This is a genomic window from Propionicimonas sp. T2.31MG-18, assembly GCF_964266745.1.
In the GTDB taxonomy this organism is placed as follows: domain Bacteria; phylum Actinomycetota; class Actinomycetes; order Propionibacteriales; family Propionibacteriaceae; genus Propionicimonas.
In genome coordinates this window covers 1-18,613 of the sequence record NZ_CAXWGX010000004.1, presented here as the reverse complement: position 1 = coordinate 18,613, position 18,613 = coordinate 1, and the positions used below count along the sequence as shown (strand labels likewise).

The window sequence follows — 18,613 nt, the reverse complement described above, 5'->3', positions numbered from 1 at the left end:
ACAGCACCAGGCAGGCGGTGAACACCACCACACCTGTCACAGAGAGCGGGGTCAGCACCTGTGCAGCATAACCGCCGGGGCACGCCGTCCCTTCCCGGCCGGGGGCGCCGTCCACAGGCTCGCGCGGCCGGCGGCGTCGTCCACAGGCCGGGGGCGAGTGTGACCGCGGCGGGGTGCGTCGACCGGAGGATCAGGATGTGCCCGCACCCATTCCCTGGCTCCGTCCCACCCGTCCCACCACCGCCGCAGCGCTGCTCGACACGGGCGTGACGAAGCGGATGATCACCACGGCGGTGTCGCACGGCGACCTCGTGCGGCTGCGCCGGGGCGTCTACCTGGCGCGCGCGTCCTGGCCCGACGACCCCGCCGCCCGGCACCTGCTGCGGGCGCGGGCCGAGGTGGCGGCCAACCCGTCCGGCGTGCTCAGCCACCAGTCGGCGGCCCTGGCCTGGGGGATGCCGTCCCCCGGCCGGCCGTGGGAGGACCTCCCCGTGGCGATCACGCTGCCGTCTGGTACCGGCGTCCGCGCGGTGCGGGCCGTCGGGGAGCACCACACGGCCCGCCTTCCGCGGGGCCAGGTGATCACCGATGCGGACGGCACCCCGGTCACCAGCCCCGCCCGCACCGCCGTCGACCTCGCCGACGGCCTCGGCCTGCCGGAGGCGCTGGTGCTCTTCGACGCCGCCGCCCGCCTGCTCTGCGCGGGCTTCGTGGCGCAGGTGCGCCGCCAGGACTACACGAACCCGCACCTGGCGGACGCGGCGCGCGAGCACCTCCGCGAGGTTGCCGGGTCCCGGCGCCGCACGTCGCTCGCCGCGTCGATCGCCCTCGCCGAGCCCTGCCGGGAGTCGGCTGCGGAGTCGCTGTCGGCCGGCCACTTCGCGCTGGCCGGCCTGCCGCGACCGGAGTACCAGGCGCCCGTCCGCACGCCCGCCGGGTTGTTCTTCCCCGACTGCCTGTGGCGCGCCCACGGGGTGATCGGCGAGTGCGACGGCGCGGTGAAGTACGCCGACCCCCGGGCGTTCGTGCGCGAGAAGCAGCGGGAGCAGGTGTTCCGCGACCTCGGCTTCCAGGTCGTGCGCTGGCTCGCCGAGGAGATCATGTTCCGGCCCTGGGAGGTGGTCGCCCGGGTCGACCGGGCCCTCGCCCGGTGACTCACCGCGGCTTTCGGCGCGCTGCAGCGCCCGTCCCGCACGCCGGCCGCGCTCAGCGCGGGTTTCGGCGCGGAAAAGGGCGCTCCAGACGGGGTTTGGCGCGTCGAAACACGCGGTGAGGCGGGCTCGCGACCGACCGGGCCGTCCGTGCGCGCCGAAACCCGCGGTGAGGCGGGCTCGGGGAGGCGACCTATCCTCTGGGCATGCCGTTCACGCCCAGCCACGTCGCTGCGGTGCTGCCGCTGCGGCGGGTGGGCGGCGGCGTGCTCCCCTTCGCCGCGCTGGCGGCGGGCAGCATGGCTCCCGACCTGCCCTACTACCTGCCGGTTCTCGGCGTGCTCACCCCGTGGACCCACACCGCTGCCGGCGTGGTCACCGTCGACGTGGTGCTCGGGCTCGCGATGTGGGCGCTGTGGCGCTCCGCGGCCGACGCCCTGCACGGCCTGTCCCCGGCCGCCGTCCGGGAGCGCTGGGCGCCGACCGGCTGGACGGTCGGCGCCTGGTGGGTGGTGCCCCTCGCGCTCGCGATCGGTGCCGCCACCCACGTGGGCTGGGACGAGTTCACCCACCCCGGGCGCTGGGGCACGACGGCCCTTCCCGCGCTGGCGGCCAGCTACCCGAGCCCGGTCGGCCCGCTCGCCGGGTACCGCTACGCCCAGTACGCCAGCGGGGCGGTCGGGCTGGCGGCGGTCGCCCTGGCCGCGTGGCGGCGACCCCGCACCCAGGGGGAGGGCGATGCGGGCCACCCAGCGCTGGCGCGGTCACTGCCCTGGGTCGTCGGCGCTGCCGGGCTCGCCGGCGGCGTGGCGCGGGTTCTCGCCTCCGGCGGCTTCGGCCTGCCGTGGGACGCGATCGCCTTCGCCGGCCTCACCGGCGGGATCGGCGTCGCTGCCCTCACGCTGCTGGCCGTGTGCTGGGGCGTCGGCCTCGCTCCGCGCATGGTTGGATGGGCGCGTGCGGGTGGTGGTGCAACGGGTCAGCCGGGCGAGCGTGCGCGTTGACGGGACCGTCGTCGGCGCGATCGGCGAGCCGGGCCTGCTGGTCCTGGTGGGGGTGACGCACACCGACGACGCGTCGATCGCCGACCGGCTCGCGGAGAAGACCTGGCAGCTGCGCATCCTCGACGGTGAGCGCAGCTGCGCCGACCTCGGCGCCCCGCTGCTCGTGGTGAGCCAATTCACGCTCTACGCCGACACCCGGAAGGGACGCCGGCCGTCGTGGAACGCCGCCGCGCCGGGCCCGGTGAGCGAACCCCTCGTGGACGCCTACGTCGGAGCACTGCGCGCTCGTGGCGCGCGGGTGGAGACCGGACGGTTCGGGGCGGACATGGAGGTGTCGCTGGTCAACGACGGCCCGGTGACGCTCGTCCTCGACCTCGACGCCTGATCCCCCGGTTCGGTCCGTGTATCGGCAGGGACCGAGGTATCACTAAGGTTTACCCGGGTCGATCGGGCGAGGTGTCCGGGGAGGTGGTGATCATGGCGCAGCTGCTGCTGGTCAGCAACGACGTCGCGGCCGGCGCCGAGCGGTCGCTCCCTGTGCTCGCCCTGCTGCCCCACGACATCCACCTGGTCGGTGCCGACACCCAGGCGCTCACCGAGTCCGCGCGCGCCGACCTCGTCGTGCTCGACGGGCGTTCGGACCTCGCCGGGGCGCGCATGATGGCCCGGCTCTTCCAGTCGTCGGGATCCACCGTGCCCCTGCTGCTGGTCCTCGCCGAGAGCGGGCTGGCGGCCGTGGCCGCCGACTGGGGCATCTCCGACATGGTGCTCGACACCTGCGGCCCGGCCGAGTTCGAGGCGCGCATCCGGCTGCTCGTCACCGCGGCCGCGAACGACGGGCTGATCTCCTCCGGCGGCATCGTGATCGACGACGCCGCCTACTCCGTGATGCTGGACGGCGAGCCCCTCGACCTCACCTACACCGAGTTCGAGCTGCTGAAGTACCTCGTGCAGCACCCCGGACGGGTGTTCAGCCGCGAGCACCTGCTCGCCGACGTGTGGGGCTACGACTACTACGGCGGCACCCGGACGGTCGACGTGCACGTGCGCCGGCTGCGGGCCAAGCTCGGCCCGGAGCACGAGGCCCTGATCGGCACCGTGCGCAACGTCGGTTACCGGTTCTCCCCGGACGCCGGCGTCCGCCGCTGAACCTGCCGCAGCAGCTCAGCGGGTGACCCGGACCGTACCCGTCGCCGCGCGCAGGCCGTCCACGCTGGTCACCAGCCCGCTGCCGTCCGCGGCCTGGGCGACCAGGGTCCAGGCATAGGTACCTGCGGCAACCCGGGCACCGGACGCGTCCCGCCCGTCCCAGCTGACGCCGCGCACCGAGCCTGTGGTCGTCGCTTTCGTCGGCAGGGTGCGCACGAGCGTTCCGGCGCGGTCGCGCAGTTCGAGGCTGCCGGCCGCGACCGCCTTCGTGAGGTCCAGCGCCGGCTTCCAGTGCCGGCTCCCCTTCGCCGCGAACGTCGACGGAGCCAGGGTGCCGAGCAGCCGGGGCGGCGACGCGGCGAGGCCCCTCACCGTTGTCAGCTGCTGTCCCGCCGGGCCGGACCAGCCGAATGTCCCGACGCCGTCTGTCGTCACCTCGTAGAAACCGGCGCCGACCGGGAGCGACGTCGACCTGGCACCTCCGAGAACGCGAACCTGCGCGGTCCCGGCGTCGCTGTTGCCCAGCAGGACATAGTCATCGCCCAGCCCGAACACCGTGCCCGCTCCGGTCAGGTCGACGACCTGGCTGGTGCGGTAGTTGAACGCGAGTTGCCCGTAGGAGCCGCCGGCGTCCTGGTAACCGACCGTCAGCCATTCACCCCACAGCCGCCACGGGTTCTGGGTGTAATGCCCGATGGCGGCGTAGACCCGGCCGTCCGGCTGGGGCAGGGCCACCGGAACCGGCGGTTCGCCCGGGCGGGCCAGGTCGCGTACCTGGAACGTGCGGCCGGCCACCGGTCCGGCCGAGCTCGCCTCGACCACGAGGCTGCCGAACAGCGCCATCACCGGGCCGGTACCGACCACGTGCCCGTCGACGCGGACGACCGTCGTCCGGACGAGCGCATAGGGACCGCCTGCCATGTTCAGCCAGGACCTGGCCGGCGCAGCGTAGCTCCCGGTCCTGGTCGTGCCGTCGTAGAACACCACGGTGTGGTGGTTGCCGTTCGCCGCGCGGTCCCACTGCACGGCCGTCCGTCCGGCCGAGGCCGCCGTCCCGTAGATCTCGCGGGTGGTCAGGCGGGTCGGCCCGCCCAGCGCGGTGCCGTCGAAGCTCCGGGAGAAGGTCTGCCAGGTCACCCCCGTGCTCACCGCGTAGTGCCGCTGGTTGTACACGACCCGTCCGCCCGCGAGCGTGAGACTGCTCGGCGGCGCACTCTCCTGCGGCCCGACGAAGAGCCGCGTGGCCTTGCCTGCGGCGCTCACCGTGACGGCCGCCTTCAGCGCGTCACCCTTGGCGAAGGCCAGCGCCACCGGCTTGGTGGTGTCGCGGAACGGCAGCCAGGTGAGCGAGGACGCCACCCGCGACACCCTGCCACCCTGGACGATCCAGCGGCGCGAGTTCCGATCGGTCTGGACCGTGACCTGCGCGGCGCCCGCCGACGCGCCCAGCTCGTGTTCGACCAACCTCGACCTGCGGTAGTCGCCCTTCGCCACCGTCACGCAGGACGCCTTCGCCGGCGCGGTCGCCGTCGCGCGGCACTCCTTCAGCCGGGTGGCGGTGCCGGTGAGGTAGTGGATGTTCATTCCGCTGACGTCCATCGACAGGAGTCCCGGGATCTTCCGCGTGACCGCACCGGGGCCACCGTCGGTGGGTGCGACCGCCAGCAGCCCACTGCCTGCCTTCACCACGAAGGCGCCGTCCCGCGTGAGGGCGGCCTGACGGGAGCGGGGCGCCCCGGCGGCGAAGACCGGGTGGAGCTCGACAGCCTGCTCGCCGTCCAGGCGGAAGACCCGCCCGTCGCTGAGCACCGTCGTGGAGCCGACGTAGTCCACCACCACGAGCCCTTCGGACTCATCGTCGAACGGGTCGACCAGATCCGGCTGGAAGGTCGTGACGGTGCCGGTGTCGGGATTCCAGCGCTGGAGGCGCCGCAGGTCCTTCCCGGAGCCCTGCGTCATGCCGAGGAACGTGCCGCCGTAGCCGAACGTCTCGTCGGCGAGCTCGGTCGCCTCGCCGTCCCTCTGGTAGCCGAAGCCGGCCGGCACCGGCTGCCAGGTGTGGCCGTCGTCGGGGGTGTAGAGGCCCAGGTTGGCGTTGTCCGACGGCGGCACCAGGAACCGCGTCCCGGTGCCGGCGATGACCTGCAGCGGGTCTGTCGGCACCGAGCCCGGCGGGAGCGTGGCCACAGGGCCGACGACCAGGTCGTCGGCGGCGTGGGCGTCCGGAACGACCGAAGGACTGCAGGCGAGTGTGAACAGCAGCGCCAGGGCGAGGGCGGGACGAGCGAGACGCATGATCGATAGCTCCGGGACTCGGGTACACCTCCATCGAAGACCGCGCTCGGGCGCCACGGGGCCGGGCGGGTGAGGGTCGTACGACTTCGGCGCAGCCCCGGCTAGCCTGCACTCGTGACCCTGACCGCCGAACTCTCCGCCCAGGTGCGTGCGCTGGCCGCCCGCGCCGCCGAGGCCGACGGCGTCGAGCCGCTGAACGAGGAAGCCCACTTTGCCCTGCGGGACGGCTCGGGCGGGCACCACCTGGCCACCGAGGACGGCGCCGTGGTCGGCTACCTGCACTGGCAGCCGGCGTACCGCACCGCACAGCTGGTCGTCGATCCGGCTCATCGCCGCCGAGGGCACGGACGCGCCCTACTCGGCTCGCTCTCGAACTCGCGTGGCGGCAGTGAACCCTCGGGTGGTGAAGGCGAGGGCGAGGAGCGGCCGGCCTGGGGAGTCTGGGCCTTCGGTGACCTGCCGCCCGCGCGGGGCTTCGCCGCGGCGCTCGGGCTGGGCGCCACGCGCGGCCTGCTGGTGATGGAGCGCAGCCTGGACGGGGTGACCGCACCCGACCCGGACGGGCTCACGCTGCGCGGCTTCGCCGACGCCGACGCCGGCGACTTCCTGGCAGTGAACGCCGCGGCGTTCGCGCACCACCCCGAGCAGGGCGCCCTCGATCGTCACGGGCTCGAGGAGCGCATGGCCGAGCCGTGGTTCGACCCGGCCGGGCTGATCCTCGGCTTCGACGAGGACGGCCTCGCAGGTTTCCACTGGACCAAGCGGCTCGGTCGCGTGGGCGAGGTGTACGTGATCGGCGTGGCCCCCAGGGCACAGGGACGCGGCTACGGGCGGGTACTCCTCCAGGCGGGCCTGCACCACCTGGCCCGGGCCGGCGCCGACCACGTGGTGCTCTACGTCGACATGGCCGAGCCGGTAGCGGTAAGAATGTACGAAAGCGCAGGATTCCGCGTCGCCTCCCGCGACGTCCTCTACGCGCCGGAGCACGGGCACGTGCAGAAGCAGGAGCAGCCATGACCGCGGTTGAGGACGAGGACATCGAACTGGAGCAGCCCGACCTGCCCGCCGACCGGTTCTCCGACCGGGAACTGTCCTGGCTGGCGTTCAACAACCGCGTGCTCGACCTGGCCAAGGACGCGAAGCGCGTCCCCCTGCTCGAACGTGCGCGCTTCCTGGCGATCTTCTCCTCGAACCTGGACGAGTTCTTCATGGTCCGCGTGGCCGGGCTGAAGCGGCGCATGGCCGCGGGCGTGGCCGTGCCCAGCAACTCCGGCCTGATGCCACGCGAGCTGCACGACGCCATCCTGACCCGCACCCGCGAGCTGGTGGCCGACGCCGCTGCGGTGTTCGCCGACGACGTCCGCCCCGCGCTGGCGCAGCACGGCATCGAGATCCTGCGCTGGGACCAGCTCACCGACGACGAGCGCCGCCGCATGACCGAGCTCTTCGAGAACCGGATCTTCCCCGTCCTCACCCCGCTCGCGGTCGACCCGTCGCACCCGTTCCCCTACATCTCCGGCCTGAGCGTGAACCTCGCGGTGCTCCTGCGCAACCCGGTCACCGGCGTCCGCCAGTTCGCCCGGGTGAAGGTGCCGACCATCCTGAGCCGGTTCGTCCCGCTGGGCGGGGGCCGGTTCGTCCCGCTCGAGGACGTGATCGCCCGGCACCTCGGCCAGCTCTTCTCCGGGATGCAGATCATCGGCCACAGCACGTTCCGGGTGACCCGCAACGAGGACGTCGAGGTCGAGGAGGACGACGCGGAGAACCTGCTGTTCGCCCTCGAGAAGGAGCTCCTGCGCCGCAAGATCGGACGCCCTCCGGTACGCCTGGAGGTCGAGGACGACATCGACGACAAGATGCTCGAGCTGCTGATCAGCGAGCTGGACATCTCCGACAAGGAGGTGTTCCGCGTGCCGAGCCCGCTCGACCTGCGCGGGCTGTTCTCCCTGGCCGACCTCGACCGCGAGGCCCTGCTCTACCCGTCCTTCCTGCCCAAGACGCACCCGGAGCTGGCCGAGGTCGAGACCGCCCAGCCGGCCGACCTGTTCGCGGCGCTGAAGAACCGCGAGGTCCTGCTGCACCACCCGTACGACTCGTTCGCCACCAGCGTTCAGCGGTTCATCGAGCAGGCAGCGGCGGACCCGGCCGTCCTGGCCATCAAGCAGACGCTGTACCGCACGTCCGGCGACTCCCCGATCATCGACGCCCTGATCGAGGCCGCGCAGGCGGGAAAGCAGGTGCTGGCGCTGGTGGAGATCAAAGCGCGGTTCGACGAGCAGGCGAACATCGCCTGGGCGCGCAAGCTGGAGAAGGCCGGCTGCCACGTCGTCTACGGCATGCTCGGGCTGAAGACCCACTGCAAGCTGTCGCTGGTGGTGCGCGAGGAGCCGGCCGGCCTGCGCCGCTACGTCCACATCGGCACCGGCAACTACAACCCCAAGACCGCGCGGATGTACGAGGACATGGGCCTGCTCACCTCGAACGCCGTGATCACCGACGACGTCGCCCGCCTGTTCAACCACCTCTCCGGGATGGCGCAGGAGACCCACTACAAGCGGCTCCTGGTGGCGCCGCACGGTGTGCGTCGCGGACTGGTCGAGAGCATCAACAACGAGATCCTCAACCACAAGCGGGGGCTGCCCGCCGGCGTGCGGATCAAGGTGAACTCGATCGTCGACGAGGCCACCACCGACGCGCTGTACCGGGCGTCGATGGCCGGCGTCCCGGTGGACCTGTGGGTCCGCGGCATCTGCTCGGTGCGTCCCGGCGTCCCCGGGCTCAGCGAGAACATCCGGGTGCGCAGCATCCTGGGCCGCTTCCTCGAGCACAGCCGGCTGTTCTGGTTCGCCAACGCCGGCGAGCCCAAGGTGGGCATCGGATCGTCCGACCTCATGCACCGCAACCTCGACCGCCGCGTCGAGGTGGTGGTCGGGCTGAACAACCCCAAGCACATCGCGCAGATCGAGAGCCTGTTCGACCTCGCCTTCGACGAGGGCACCGCGTCGTGGTGGCTGGAGGGCGACACCTGGACGCAGCGGACGCTCGGCGCGGACGGAGAGCCGCTCCTGGACATTCAGGAGCACCTCATCGCGACCATGGGGCAGCGCCGGGCGCTCGAGCGCTAGGACATCATGGGCACCAACGCGGCAAAGTCGATCACCGCGGCCGGCACGGTCGTGCTGCGCCCCGGGGAGGAGGAGCCGGAGGTGCTCATGGTGCACCGGCCCCGCTACAACGACTGGAGCCTGCCCAAGGGCAAGGTCGCCGGCGACGAGTACCTGCCCGGCTGCGCGGTGCGCGAGACCCACGAGGAGACCGCGGTCACCGTCCGGCTGGGCATCCCGGTGAGCCGCATCACCTACCCGGTGGGCGGAGGCACCAAGTCGGTCTCGTACTGGCGCGGCCACCCGGTCGGGGAGGGGGCGCTCACCCCGAACCACGAGGTGGACGAGGCCGCCTGGCTTCCGGTGTCGCTGGCGCTGGAGCTGGTCACCTACGCCGACGAGCGCCCGCTGCTGCGCCAGGCCCTCGCGCTGCCGGAGGCCACGCCGCTGCTGGTGGTGCGCCACGCCAAGGCGATGGCCCGGGTGAACTGGTCGGGACGCGACCAGGCCCGTCCGCTCGACGAGCGCGGACGCCGGCAGAGCCGACTGCTGGTGCCGCTGCTGGAGGCCTACGGCGTGGAGCGGCTGGCCTCGTCCACATCCGTGCGGTGCGTGAAGACCCTGCAGCCCCACGCGAAGGCCCACCGGCTCGAGGTGGAGTGCTGGACGACGTTCACCGAGGAGCAGGCCGCGACAGACGCCAAGGCGGTCGCGACGCTGATGAAGCGGCTGGCCCGCCAGACCGCGGAGTCCGGGACGCCCACGGCGATCTGCGGCCACCGTCCGGTGCTCCCGGTGATGCTGGAGGCGATCGGGGTGCCCAGCAGGGCGCTCCAGCCGGGCGCGGCCCTGGTGGCCCACCTGGCGCCGCAGGGCGAGGTTGTCGCGGTCGAGGTGCACAAGCCGCGCGTCTGAGCAGCCCGCGCGCCGGGGTTCAGCGAGACGGCGGTGCCGCGCTGGCGCGGACGACGAGTTCGGGCTCGAGGACGAGGTGCTGGGTCGAGGCGACCCCGCGCTCGATCATCTCCAGCAGCAGGCCGACGCTCAGCCGTCCGATCTCGTCGAAGTCCTGGCGGATCGTGGTCAGGCCCGGGGAGAAGAACTCGGCCTCGGGGTAGTCGTCGAAGCCGACCAGGCTGACGTCCTCGGGACACCGCAGCCCCAGTTCGTGCATCGCGTGCAGCGTGCCGAGGGCCATCGAGTCGTTGGCGACGAAGATCGCCGTCACCTCCGGGTTCGCCAGCACCTGGCGGGCCGCGGCGTAGCCGGATGCCGCCGACCAGTCGCCGGCCTGCACCGGCGGCACCTCGGCGCCGGCGGCCTGGAGCGCCTCCTGCCAGCCGACGATGCGCTCGAGCCCCTCGTACCAGGCCCGCGGGCCGGAGATGTGCCACACGGTCCGGTGACCGAGGCCGAGCAGGTACTCGGTGGCCATCCGTGCCCCCACCCGCTGGTCGACCGACACCGCGGGGTAGGAGCCAGGGGTGCCGGCGTGGATCGCGACCATCGGCGGCAGGTCGGCGACCGCGGGCGACGCGTCCGCCTCGACCTCGGAGATGAGCGGCTGGAGCAGGATCACGCCGTCGGAGGACCGGGAGCGCAGCAGGCTGGCGCCCTGCGCCACCGCGGTCAGGTCGGGGTCGCTCAGGTGGGCGATGGTGACGCTGTAGCCCCGGTCGCGCGCGGCGAGCTCGATGCCGCGCAGCGCCGCCCGCGGTCCGTAGAGCGTGGTGTCGACGGTGAGGACGCCGATACTGCGGGAGCGCCCGCTGGCGAGGCCGCGCGCGAGCATGTTCGGCCGGTAGTCCAGCGAGTCCATGGCTGCGCGCACCCGGTCACGGGTCTGCGTGGCGACCTTGGCGTGCCCGTTGATCACCCGGGAGACCGTCATCGTCGACACGCCGGCAAGCCTGGCGACATCGGTGAGCGTCGGTGCTCGATACCCCGCAACGCCGCCGCCAACGACGTCATTCATGGGTGTTAGCGTATTACACCCCGCTCCGCACGCGGATCTCCCACTCCAACTTCTCGGACGCAGTTCACCCTGCGTTCACCCGGCGGTCCCGGATCGGTCAACCGGGATCCCTAGCCTCGGCGGCAGAGCAAAACCGCTCTCGTGTACTCAAGTCGAAGGAAGAGCGTGAGAATCAAGCCGATCGCCGCCGCTGCCCTGGTCACCGCGACCACCCTGGCCCTCGCTGGCTGTGCGACCAACGAGACCCCCGCCGCCGGCAACACCAGCGCCTCGGGCGGCAGCCAGACCCTGACCGGTGTGGGTGCCAGCTCGCAGAAGGCCGCCCAGGAGAAGTGGGTGGCCGAGTTCCAGACCAAGAACCCCAACATCACCGTCAACTACTCCCCCGACGGCTCCGGCGCCGGGCGTTCGGCGTTCATCGCCGGCGCGGCCGCCTTTGCCGGCTCGGACCGTCCGCTCAAGGACGAGGAGATGGGCGCGGGCAAGTTCGCCGGCTGCGCCGCCGACTCCAGCGCGCTGAACCTGCCGGTCTACATCTCCCCGATCGCGGTCATCTACAACATCGAGGGCGTCACCGACCTGGCCCTGGACCCCGAGGTCGTCGCCGGCATCTTCGCGGGCAAGATCACCAAGTGGAACGACCCCGCGATCGTGAAGACCAACCCGAGCGCCAAGCTGCCGGACGCCACCATCACCGCGGTGCACCGCGCTGACGACTCCGGCACGACCAACAACTTCACCGACACGCTGAACAAGCTGGCCCCGTCGGTGTGGACCGTCCCGGCGTCCGACACCTTCCCGGCCGACTTCGGCGGTGAGGCGGCCAACGGGACCTCCGGTGTCGTCCAGGCCGTCACCGGTGGCGCCAACACGATCGGCTACGCCGACGCGTCCGCCGCCGGCAGCCTGGGCAAGGCCAGCATCATGGTGAACGGCAAGCCGCTCCAGCCGACGGCCGAGGCCGCCGCCGCCATCCTCGACAACTCCAAGACCGTCGCCGGGCGCGAGGCCAACGACCTCGCCTACAGCCTGGACCGCACCTCGGAGGGCGTCTACCCGGCGGTCCTGGTCTCGTACGCCATCGTGTGCCAGACCTACAAGGACTCCGCGGTCGCGACCCTGGTGAAGGACTACGTGGGCTACATGGCCTCCGCGGACGGCCAGGCGGCCGCAGCGAGCGCAGCCGGGTCCGCCCCGCTGTCCTCGGCGCTGCAGGCCAAGGTCAAGACGGCCCTCGACTCGGTGAAGTGAGCCCCACCGAGTGACGACCGGAGTGGGCGGCGGCGCCATCCACGCGGTCTGGGGGACGGTGTACGTCACCGGCATGGCCACGCTCATCTCGGTGCCCATCGGCCTGCTGACGGCCATCTACCTGGCCGAGTACGGCGTGCGGAACCGACTGNGTGACGACGGCTGGGGGCGGCGCCGGGGGCCCGGGCCCCGCCCCGCCACGTACCCTTTGGGAAGCCACCAGAAAGCAGAACGAGCCGATGACCGAGAAGCTCACGCGGCCACCCACGGCCGACCCGGACGCAAGGCCGCCCGCGCAGGCGGATCCTCGCCGCCCGGGTGAGGCGATCTTCCGGGGCCTGGCCACCGGCGCGGGCATCACGATCCTGGTGATCCTCGCCCTCGTCGCCACCTTCCTGCTGATCCAGGGGTCCCCTGCCCTGTTCGCCGACCCGGCCAAGCTGGCCAGCCAGGGCTACGGCGAGTTCGCGTCCTGGGTGCTGCCCTACGCGTTCGGCACGGTCTGGGCCGCGCTGCTCGCCCTGCTGCTGGCCGTCCCCGTCGCCATCGGGATCGCCCTGTTCATCTCCCACTACGCCCCCCGCCGGCTCGCGCAGCCGCTGGGCTACGTGATCGACCTGCTCGCCGCGGTGCCCTCGGTGGTCTTCGGCCTGTGGGGCTCGCTGGTGCTGGCCCCCGCCGTCCGCCCGCTGTACGAGGCGCTCAACACCCACCTCGGCTTCATCCCGCTCTTCGCCGGCCAGGTGTCGGGCACCGGCCGCACGATCCTGACCGCCGCCATCGTGCTGGCGACGATGATCCTGCCGATCATCACCAGCCTGTGCCGCGAGGTGTTCCTCCAGGCGCCCCGGCTGCACGAGGAGGCCGCCCTCGCCCTCGGCGCGACGCGCTGGGAGATGATCAAGATGGCCGTCCTGCCGTTCGCCCGTCCGGGCATCATCGCCGCGATCATGCTGGGCCTGGGGCGCGCGCTGGGCGAGACGATGGCGGTGACCATGGTGCTCTCCGGCAGCCGCAACATCACCTTCGAGCTGCTCACGAGCCAGAACCCGAACACCATCGCGGCAACGATCGCGCAGAACTTCCCCGAGGCGTTCGGCCTCAAGACCAACCAGCTGATCGCCGCCGGCCTGGTGCTCTTCGTGATCACCCTCGCCGTGAACAGCATCGCCCGCTGGATCGTGGCGCGGCGCGCCGAGTACTCGGGAGCGAACTGATGGCCACCATCGTCCACGCCGCGGAGACCCTCACCGCCGGGCGGCTGCCCCGGGCAACCGTCCCGGTGTCGCTGGTCGGGAGCGTCCTGCTGGGGTACGCGCTCGCGATCCTGTTCACCGGCGGCGCCAACATCGGGCTCGCCGTGGCGCTGGCCTACCTGCTCTTCCTGCTGGTGATGGAGATCGCCGCCCGGGTCGTCGAGGGCCCGCGGCAGGCGTCGGACCGGCGGGCCACGAACCTCGTCGTCGGCGCGTTCGTGCTGGCGCTGCTCCCGCTGGGCTCCCTGGTGTGGGAGGTGCTCAGCAAGGGCTTCCCGCGCTTCGACGTGCCGTTCTTCAGCCAGTCGATGCGCAACGTCGTCGGCGCGGGCGGCGGCGCCATCCACGCGGTCTGGGGGACGGTGTACGTCACCGGCATGGCCACGCTCATCTCGGTGCCCATCGGCCTGCTGACGGCCATCTACCTGGCCGAGTACGGCGTGCGGAACCGACTGTCGAAGGCGATCACCTTCTTCGTGGACGTGATGACCGGCGTTCCGTCCATCGTGGCCGGCCTGTTCGCCTACGCGTTGATGGGTCTCCTGCTCGGCCCCGGCAGCCGTTCCGGCTTCGCCGGCAGCATCGCGCTGTCGGTGCTCATGATCCCGGTCGTGGTGCGCTCCAGCGAGGAGCTGCTGAAGCTGGTGCCCAACGAGCTGCGCGAGGCGGCCTACGCCCTCGGCGTGCCCAAGTGGCTGACGATCGTGAAGGTCGTGCTGCCCACGGCGGTCTCCGGCCTGGTCTCCGGCGTGATCCTTGCCATCGCCCGGGTCATCGGCGAGACCGCCCCCCTGCTGATCGCCGCCGGCTTCACCGCGTCCATGAACAACAACCTGTTCGAGAATCCGATGATGACCCTCCCGGTCTTCGTCTACGACTCCTACGCCCACCCGGGCACCGACGTGCAGGCCTACTGGGACCGCGCGTGGGCGGGTGCGCTCACCCTGATCCTGATCGTGATGATCCTGAACCTGGCCGGCCGGCTGATCGCCCGCCGGTTCGCACCGAAGACGCGCTGAGAGAGAACCCATGTCCAAGCGGATCGAGACCACCGACCTGAACGTCTACTACGGCAACTTCCGCGCCGTGGAGGACGTGACCATCACCATCGAGCCGCGCTCGGTGACCGCCTTCATCGGGCCGTCCGGCTGCGGCAAGTCGACTTTCCTGCGCACGCTGAACCGCATGCACGAGGTGATCCCCGGTGCCTACGTCGAGGGCGAGGTGCTGCTGGACGGGGAGAACCTGTACGGCCCCGGCGTCGACCCCGTCCGGGTGCGCCGCCAGGTCGGCATGGTGTTCCAGCGCCCCAACCCGTTCCCCACGATGTCGATCAAGGAGAACGTGCTGGCCGGCATCCGCCTGAACAACCGCCGGATGCCCAAGGCCGACCAGGACGACCTCGTCGAGCGGTCCCTGAGGGGGGCGAACCTGTGGGAAGAGGTCAAGAACCGCCTCGACCTGCCCGGGTCCGGGCTGTCCGGCGGCCAGCAGCAGCGCCTGTGCATCGCGCGGGCCATCGCCATGGAGCCGCAGGTGCTGCTGATGGACGAGCCGTGCTCCGCCCTCGACCCGATCTCGACCCTGGCGATCGAGGACCTGATGTCGGAGCTGAAGGAGCAGTACACGATCGTCATCGTCACCCACAACATGCAGCAGGCCGCACGGGTGTCCGACGTCACCGCGTTCTTCAACATCGCCGGCACGGGCTCGCCGGGCAAGCTGATCGAGGTCGGGCCGACCGACAAGATCTTCTCCGCCCCGGACGTGCAGGCCACGGAGGACTACATCTCCGGCCGCTTCGGCTGACCGGCCACCCAGCCTCCTCGCCTAGTATTTGGGCGTGAGCAGCAGCGCGGGGTGGTACCCCGATCCGGGCGGCCAGCCGGGCATGTACCGATGGTGGACGGGTACGAGCTGGACCACCGCGATCACCGCGAGCCCGCAGACCACGCCCCCTCCGGTCACCGCCGGAGGCGTGGGCCAGGTGGACTACGGGTCGGGCGGCTACCCGTACGCGCCGACCCGGCGCAAGGGCGTCCTCGGCTGGTGGCTGGGCGGCGCCGCTGCGCTCGTGGCCGTGGTGGTCGCGATCATGCTTGTCGTGCAGCAGTTCGGCGGCGGCACCGGGCCGCTGCTGCCCGACATCGGCAACAACGAGCCGACCTCGAGCGTCACCCCGAACATCTGCCCCCCCGCGTCGACGTCCGACACGGCGCCGCCGACGTCCAACGCCCCGTCGGGCTGGGTGGCCAGCGGCAACCTCGGGTTCCCCGAGCTGGGAGCCCCGTGGGAGAACACGCTCGACAACCGCGTCCCGTGGGGGTCGCTGTCGCGGGTGCAGGAGGTCGTCGACCAGGCCAACTACGACGGTTCCGGGTCCAACTGGGTGGCCAGCATCCTGGTGAGCGACCTGTTCGTCGGCGACGGCTTCGCCAGCACGAAGGTGGCTGCGGAAACCGTGCTGAAATGCGTCCTCGGCACCTACTACGCCGACACGGTGGTGACCACGTCTCAGCTAAGCAGCGCACAGCACGACGTCGACGGCCACCCGGGGTGGCTGATCGAGACCCAGCTGAGCTTCGACATCCCCCAGCTCAACGCCAAGGGCGAGCGGGTCCTGCTGCTGGTCGTCCAGACCAGCGACGACGACTACGGGCTGTTCTACGCCTCCGTCCCCGACACCAGGTCGGAGCTCGTCCCGGACGCGCGCAAGGCCCTCGCCGGCCTGCGGGTGTTCAGCTGACCGGCGGCCCTAGCCGCAGCTGAACCGGCCCAGCCGCGCCTTCAGCGCGAGCACGCGGGCCGCGGACTCGGCCACGCGTGCCGCGAGTTCCGGGTCGTCCTTCGCCGCGGCGTAGAGGCCGTCCGCCATCGCGCCGGCGGTGCGTGCGTCCACGGTGAGGGCCAGGTCGCCCCCGGCGGCCACGAAGCGCTCGGCGCGCCGGGCGACGGGCACCGAACGCAGCGCCGCCGCCGCGCCGAGGTCGTCGCTGACCACCACGCCCTCGAACCCCCACTCCCGCAGCAGCCCGACGACCGTCGGGGAGAACATCGCCGGACGGTCGGGGTCGATCCGCCGGTAGGTGGCCGAGGACACCATCACCGCGTCCGCTCCGTGCTCGACGGCGTCGCGGAAGGGCGTGAGCAGGGCGCTGGAGGTCGTCGTCGTGGTGTCGAGGACGGACGTCGCGAAGTCGGTGTTGCCGCGGACGGCGCCGAGGCCGGGGAAGTGCTTGACCGCCACGCCGACCCCCGCGGCGTGCAGGCCAGCGGAGAACGCGGCGACCTTCTTCGAGACCTTCTCCGGGTCGGACCCGTAGCCCCTGCCGAGCCGCGCGACGGGTTCGTTGGACGCCCGGAACTTCGCCGGCACGACGTCGGCGACCGGGGCGAGGTCGAGCAGCACGCCGGCCTTCGCCATCGCCCGCCCCCAGCCCTCCGCGGCCGCGGCGAGGCCGGCGTCGGTGAGCCGGGCCTGGCGAGCAGCGGACGGGATCGTGCCGAAGCCCGGACCCTTCAGCCGTTGCACGAGCCCACCCTCCTGGTCCGCGGCGACCAGCAGGTCCTCCCCGCCCAGTTCGCGCAGCCGGGCGGTCAGCTCGGCGACCTGCTCCACGCCACCCGGGGTGGGGCCCATCACGATGGCGGAACCGAGGTGGTGGTCGGTGATGGCGGCCTTCTGCGTGCCGGTGAGGTCGACCCCCACCCCCACCATCACCAGCTGGCCGACCTGCCGTCGCAGGCCGAGCGCGCCGGCCTCCGCGGTGCAGGCGGGTGCCCCGGCCGGCGTGGCCGACGGGCCGGACGGAGTGGGCGCGGCCGAGGTCGCGGACGGCGTCACGGTGGGGGGCTGCGGCGATGGCGCCGTGGACGGCCCCGCCGGCGCCGTGCACCCGGCCATCACCAGGCCCGCCAGAACCAGCCCGGCCGTGCCCGTGGCGCCGCGCCTCATCGCAGCGCCGCGTCCAGCGCGTCCACGACGACCCCGAAACTGGGGTGCACCTGGTCGCGGGAGAGCGCGGCCACGTCGTCCGCGGTCACCAGCGGTTGCAGCAGCTTGGTGGCGTCCGGCCCGAGCAGGTGGGCGCCGAGGAGCCCGCCGTCCGCGTCCAGGATGACCTTCGCGTACAGGTCCGGCGCGACTCCGGGCGCCGTGATGCCGGCGCGTTCGGCCACGCCCACCCGGTACGCCAGGCCCTGCTCCCTGCACGCCCGCTCGGTGAGGCCGAGGGCGGCCACCTGCGGCCCGCTGAAGACCGCGCGCACGCCCGGTCGCCCCGCTCCCGACGCCGACCCGGCGGGGTCGAGGAGCTGCCGGCGCAGCGCGTGCAGCGCCGCGGCCGGGGTGCGCCCCCGCGGGTCGCAGAGCGCCCATACTCCTTCCGCTGTGGTCCGCTGGTGGTCGTCGACGCGGATCCGGCCCTCATCGTCGGTCTCGACGCCCGCGCGCGGCAGGTCCAGGCCCGCAACGTCCGGGACCCGGCCGGTGGCCAGCAGCAGGTGGTCGGCCTCGAAGAAGTACTCGATCCCGTCGTCGTCGGTAGTGCCCACCTCGACCCGCCCCCCCGCCTCCGCGACCGAGGCCAGGTGCTGTCCCAGCCGCAGCACCACGCGGCGGCTGAGCAGGTCGGTGAACCGGCGGGAGATGTCGTCGTCCTCGCGCCGCAGCAGGCGCCCACCCCGGTGCAGCAGGGTCACCTGCGTGCCGAGGGCGGCGAAGATGTGCGCGTACTCGGCGGCGGCGGCCCCGCCACCGACGATGATGAGTGAGGCCGGCAGCGCCTCCAGCGCGAGGATCGAGTCGCCGTCGTGGATCCGGCCGGCCAGGTCCGGGTCGTCCGCGCCCGGCACGTCCGGCAGGTGGGGACGGCAGCCGGTGGCGATCACGAACCGGTCGGCGCTGATCTCCTCGCCGTCCACCCGGAGGGTGCGCGGGGCGAGGAAGCGCCCCGGCCCGTCGAACGCGACGATCCCGGGACCGGTGGCGGCGGGGACGGCGGCGGCGACCCGGTCGCGCAGGTCGGACCAGCGGACGCGCACCTGGCCGGTGTCGATGCCCAGCGCGGACGCGTGGCGGGCCTGCTCGGCGACGTCGGCCACCTGGGCCAGCAGGGGGACGACGTCACCCGGACGCTGGTGCCCGTCCACCACGGCGACGTCCCAGCCCGCGAAGTGCTCGCCGAGGACGGCGGAGCCGATCACGCACAGGTCGAAGTGCCGCATGCCCCGATTGTGGCACGCACCACCGACCGTCCGGCCCCCCGGACGGCGGGTCGGTGGCCGGCCCGTGCGGCTAGATGTACTCGGCCAGGACGTGGGTGACACCGGCTGGTTGACGAAAGAGGAGAACCCCCACTGGGGTGTGACTTGCGAAGGTCCACATCCCAAGGAGGTTCTCCCGTGTCCCAATGTAGGGCTCATCTGA

General features: G+C 72.4%; 16 protein-coding genes. 12 read left to right on the top strand and 4 right to left on the bottom strand.

Annotation, left to right across the window (positions count from 1 at the left end; all coding sequences use genetic code 11):
- Window positions 1–197 precede the first annotated feature (197 nt).
- The 4 genes from ACFQQJ_RS03955 (at window position 198) to ACFQQJ_RS03940 (ending at window position 3,304) form a co-directional block, all read left to right on the top strand.
- Window positions 198–1,154, top strand: coding sequence for a hypothetical protein (locus ACFQQJ_RS03955; protein WP_377104332.1), 957 nt, complete (start codon window positions 198–200; stop codon window positions 1,152–1,154).
- Window positions 1,155–1,357: 203 nt separating this feature from the next.
- Window positions 1,358–2,155 carry a DUF4184 family protein gene (locus ACFQQJ_RS03950; protein ID WP_377104330.1) on the top strand — a complete coding sequence of 266 codons (798 nt, stop codon included), beginning with the start codon at window positions 1,358–1,360 and terminating at the stop codon, window positions 2,153–2,155.
- A complete protein-coding gene (dtd, locus tag ACFQQJ_RS03945) occupies window positions 2,109–2,540 on the top strand; it encodes a D-aminoacyl-tRNA deacylase (protein ID WP_377104328.1) in 432 nt (143 codons plus the stop codon). Before ACFQQJ_RS03950 ends, dtd begins: the two co-directional genes overlap by 47 nt.
- Window positions 2,541–2,632: 92 nt before the next feature.
- A complete protein-coding gene (locus tag ACFQQJ_RS03940; RefSeq protein WP_377104326.1) occupies window positions 2,633–3,304 on the top strand; it encodes a DNA-binding response regulator in 672 nt (223 codons plus the stop codon).
- A gap of 15 nt (window positions 3,305–3,319) precedes the next feature.
- On the opposite strand, the gene ACFQQJ_RS03935 is transcribed toward ACFQQJ_RS03940, so the two are convergent.
- Window positions 3,320–5,599, bottom strand: coding sequence for a FlgD immunoglobulin-like domain containing protein (locus tag ACFQQJ_RS03935; RefSeq protein WP_377104324.1), 2,280 nt, complete (start codon window positions 5,597–5,599; stop codon window positions 3,320–3,322).
- Between the two features lie 114 nt (window positions 5,600–5,713).
- Between ACFQQJ_RS03935 and mshD the strand changes: the two genes are divergently transcribed.
- Genes mshD through ACFQQJ_RS03920 form a run of 3 tightly spaced genes read left to right on the top strand, consistent with a single transcriptional unit; the run spans window position 5,714 to window position 9,618 of the window.
- Window positions 5,714–6,616, top strand: coding sequence for a mycothiol synthase (mshD, locus tag ACFQQJ_RS03930; protein ID WP_377104322.1), 903 nt, complete (start codon window positions 5,714–5,716; stop codon window positions 6,614–6,616).
- Window positions 6,613–8,724, top strand: coding sequence for an RNA degradosome polyphosphate kinase (locus ACFQQJ_RS03925; RefSeq protein ID WP_377104320.1), 2,112 nt, complete (start codon window positions 6,613–6,615; stop codon window positions 8,722–8,724). Before mshD ends, ACFQQJ_RS03925 begins: the two co-directional genes overlap by 4 nt.
- A 6-nt stretch (window positions 8,725–8,730) precedes the next feature.
- Window positions 8,731–9,618, top strand: a complete 888-nt coding sequence (locus ACFQQJ_RS03920; protein ID WP_377104318.1) for an NUDIX domain-containing protein — start codon at window positions 8,731–8,733, stop codon at window positions 9,616–9,618.
- Between the two features lie 19 nt (window positions 9,619–9,637).
- Here the strand turns inward: ACFQQJ_RS03920 and ACFQQJ_RS03915 are convergent, their stop codons facing one another.
- Complete coding sequence (locus ACFQQJ_RS03915; protein ID WP_377104316.1) at window positions 9,638–10,678, bottom strand: LacI family DNA-binding transcriptional regulator; 1,041 nt, start codon at window positions 10,676–10,678, stop codon at window positions 9,638–9,640.
- Window positions 10,679–10,843: 165 nt separating this feature from the next.
- Here ACFQQJ_RS03915 and pstS point away from each other — a divergent pair, with 165 nt between their 5' ends.
- The 5 genes from pstS (at window position 10,844) to ACFQQJ_RS03890 (ending at window position 15,931) form a co-directional block, all read left to right on the top strand.
- Complete coding sequence (gene pstS, locus ACFQQJ_RS03910; RefSeq protein WP_377104314.1) at window positions 10,844–11,929, top strand: phosphate ABC transporter substrate-binding protein PstS; 1,086 nt, start codon at window positions 10,844–10,846, stop codon at window positions 11,927–11,929.
- A 239-nt stretch (window positions 11,930–12,168) separates the two neighbouring features.
- Complete coding sequence (gene pstC, locus ACFQQJ_RS03905; protein ID WP_377104312.1) at window positions 12,169–13,146, top strand: phosphate ABC transporter permease subunit PstC; 978 nt, start codon at window positions 12,169–12,171, stop codon at window positions 13,144–13,146.
- The gene (pstA, locus tag ACFQQJ_RS03900; protein ID WP_377104310.1) at window positions 13,146–14,204 is read left to right on the top strand and encodes a phosphate ABC transporter permease PstA; all 1,059 of its coding nucleotides are present in this window, start codon (window positions 13,146–13,148) and stop codon (window positions 14,202–14,204) included. The genes pstC and pstA overlap by 1 nt, the downstream gene beginning before the upstream one ends.
- Before the next feature lie 10 nt (window positions 14,205–14,214).
- A complete protein-coding gene (gene pstB / locus ACFQQJ_RS03895) occupies window positions 14,215–14,994 on the top strand; it encodes a phosphate ABC transporter ATP-binding protein PstB (protein WP_377104308.1) in 780 nt (259 codons plus the stop codon).
- 34 nt (window positions 14,995–15,028) lie between these two features.
- Window positions 15,029–15,931 carry a DUF2510 domain-containing protein gene (locus tag ACFQQJ_RS03890; protein ID WP_377104306.1) on the top strand — a complete coding sequence of 301 codons (903 nt, stop codon included), beginning with the start codon at window positions 15,029–15,031 and terminating at the stop codon, window positions 15,929–15,931.
- Between the two features lie 9 nt (window positions 15,932–15,940).
- Here the strand turns inward: ACFQQJ_RS03890 and ACFQQJ_RS03885 are convergent, their stop codons facing one another.
- Entirely contained in the window at window positions 15,941–17,140 is a 1,200-nt protein-coding gene (locus ACFQQJ_RS03885) for a glycoside hydrolase family 3 N-terminal domain-containing protein (protein WP_377104304.1), read from the bottom strand.
- Window positions 17,137–18,411, bottom strand: coding sequence for an FAD-dependent oxidoreductase (locus ACFQQJ_RS03880; RefSeq protein WP_377104302.1), 1,275 nt, complete (start codon window positions 18,409–18,411; stop codon window positions 17,137–17,139). The genes ACFQQJ_RS03885 and ACFQQJ_RS03880 overlap by 4 nt, the downstream gene beginning before the upstream one ends.
- Between the last annotated feature and the right edge of the window lie 202 nt (window positions 18,412–18,613).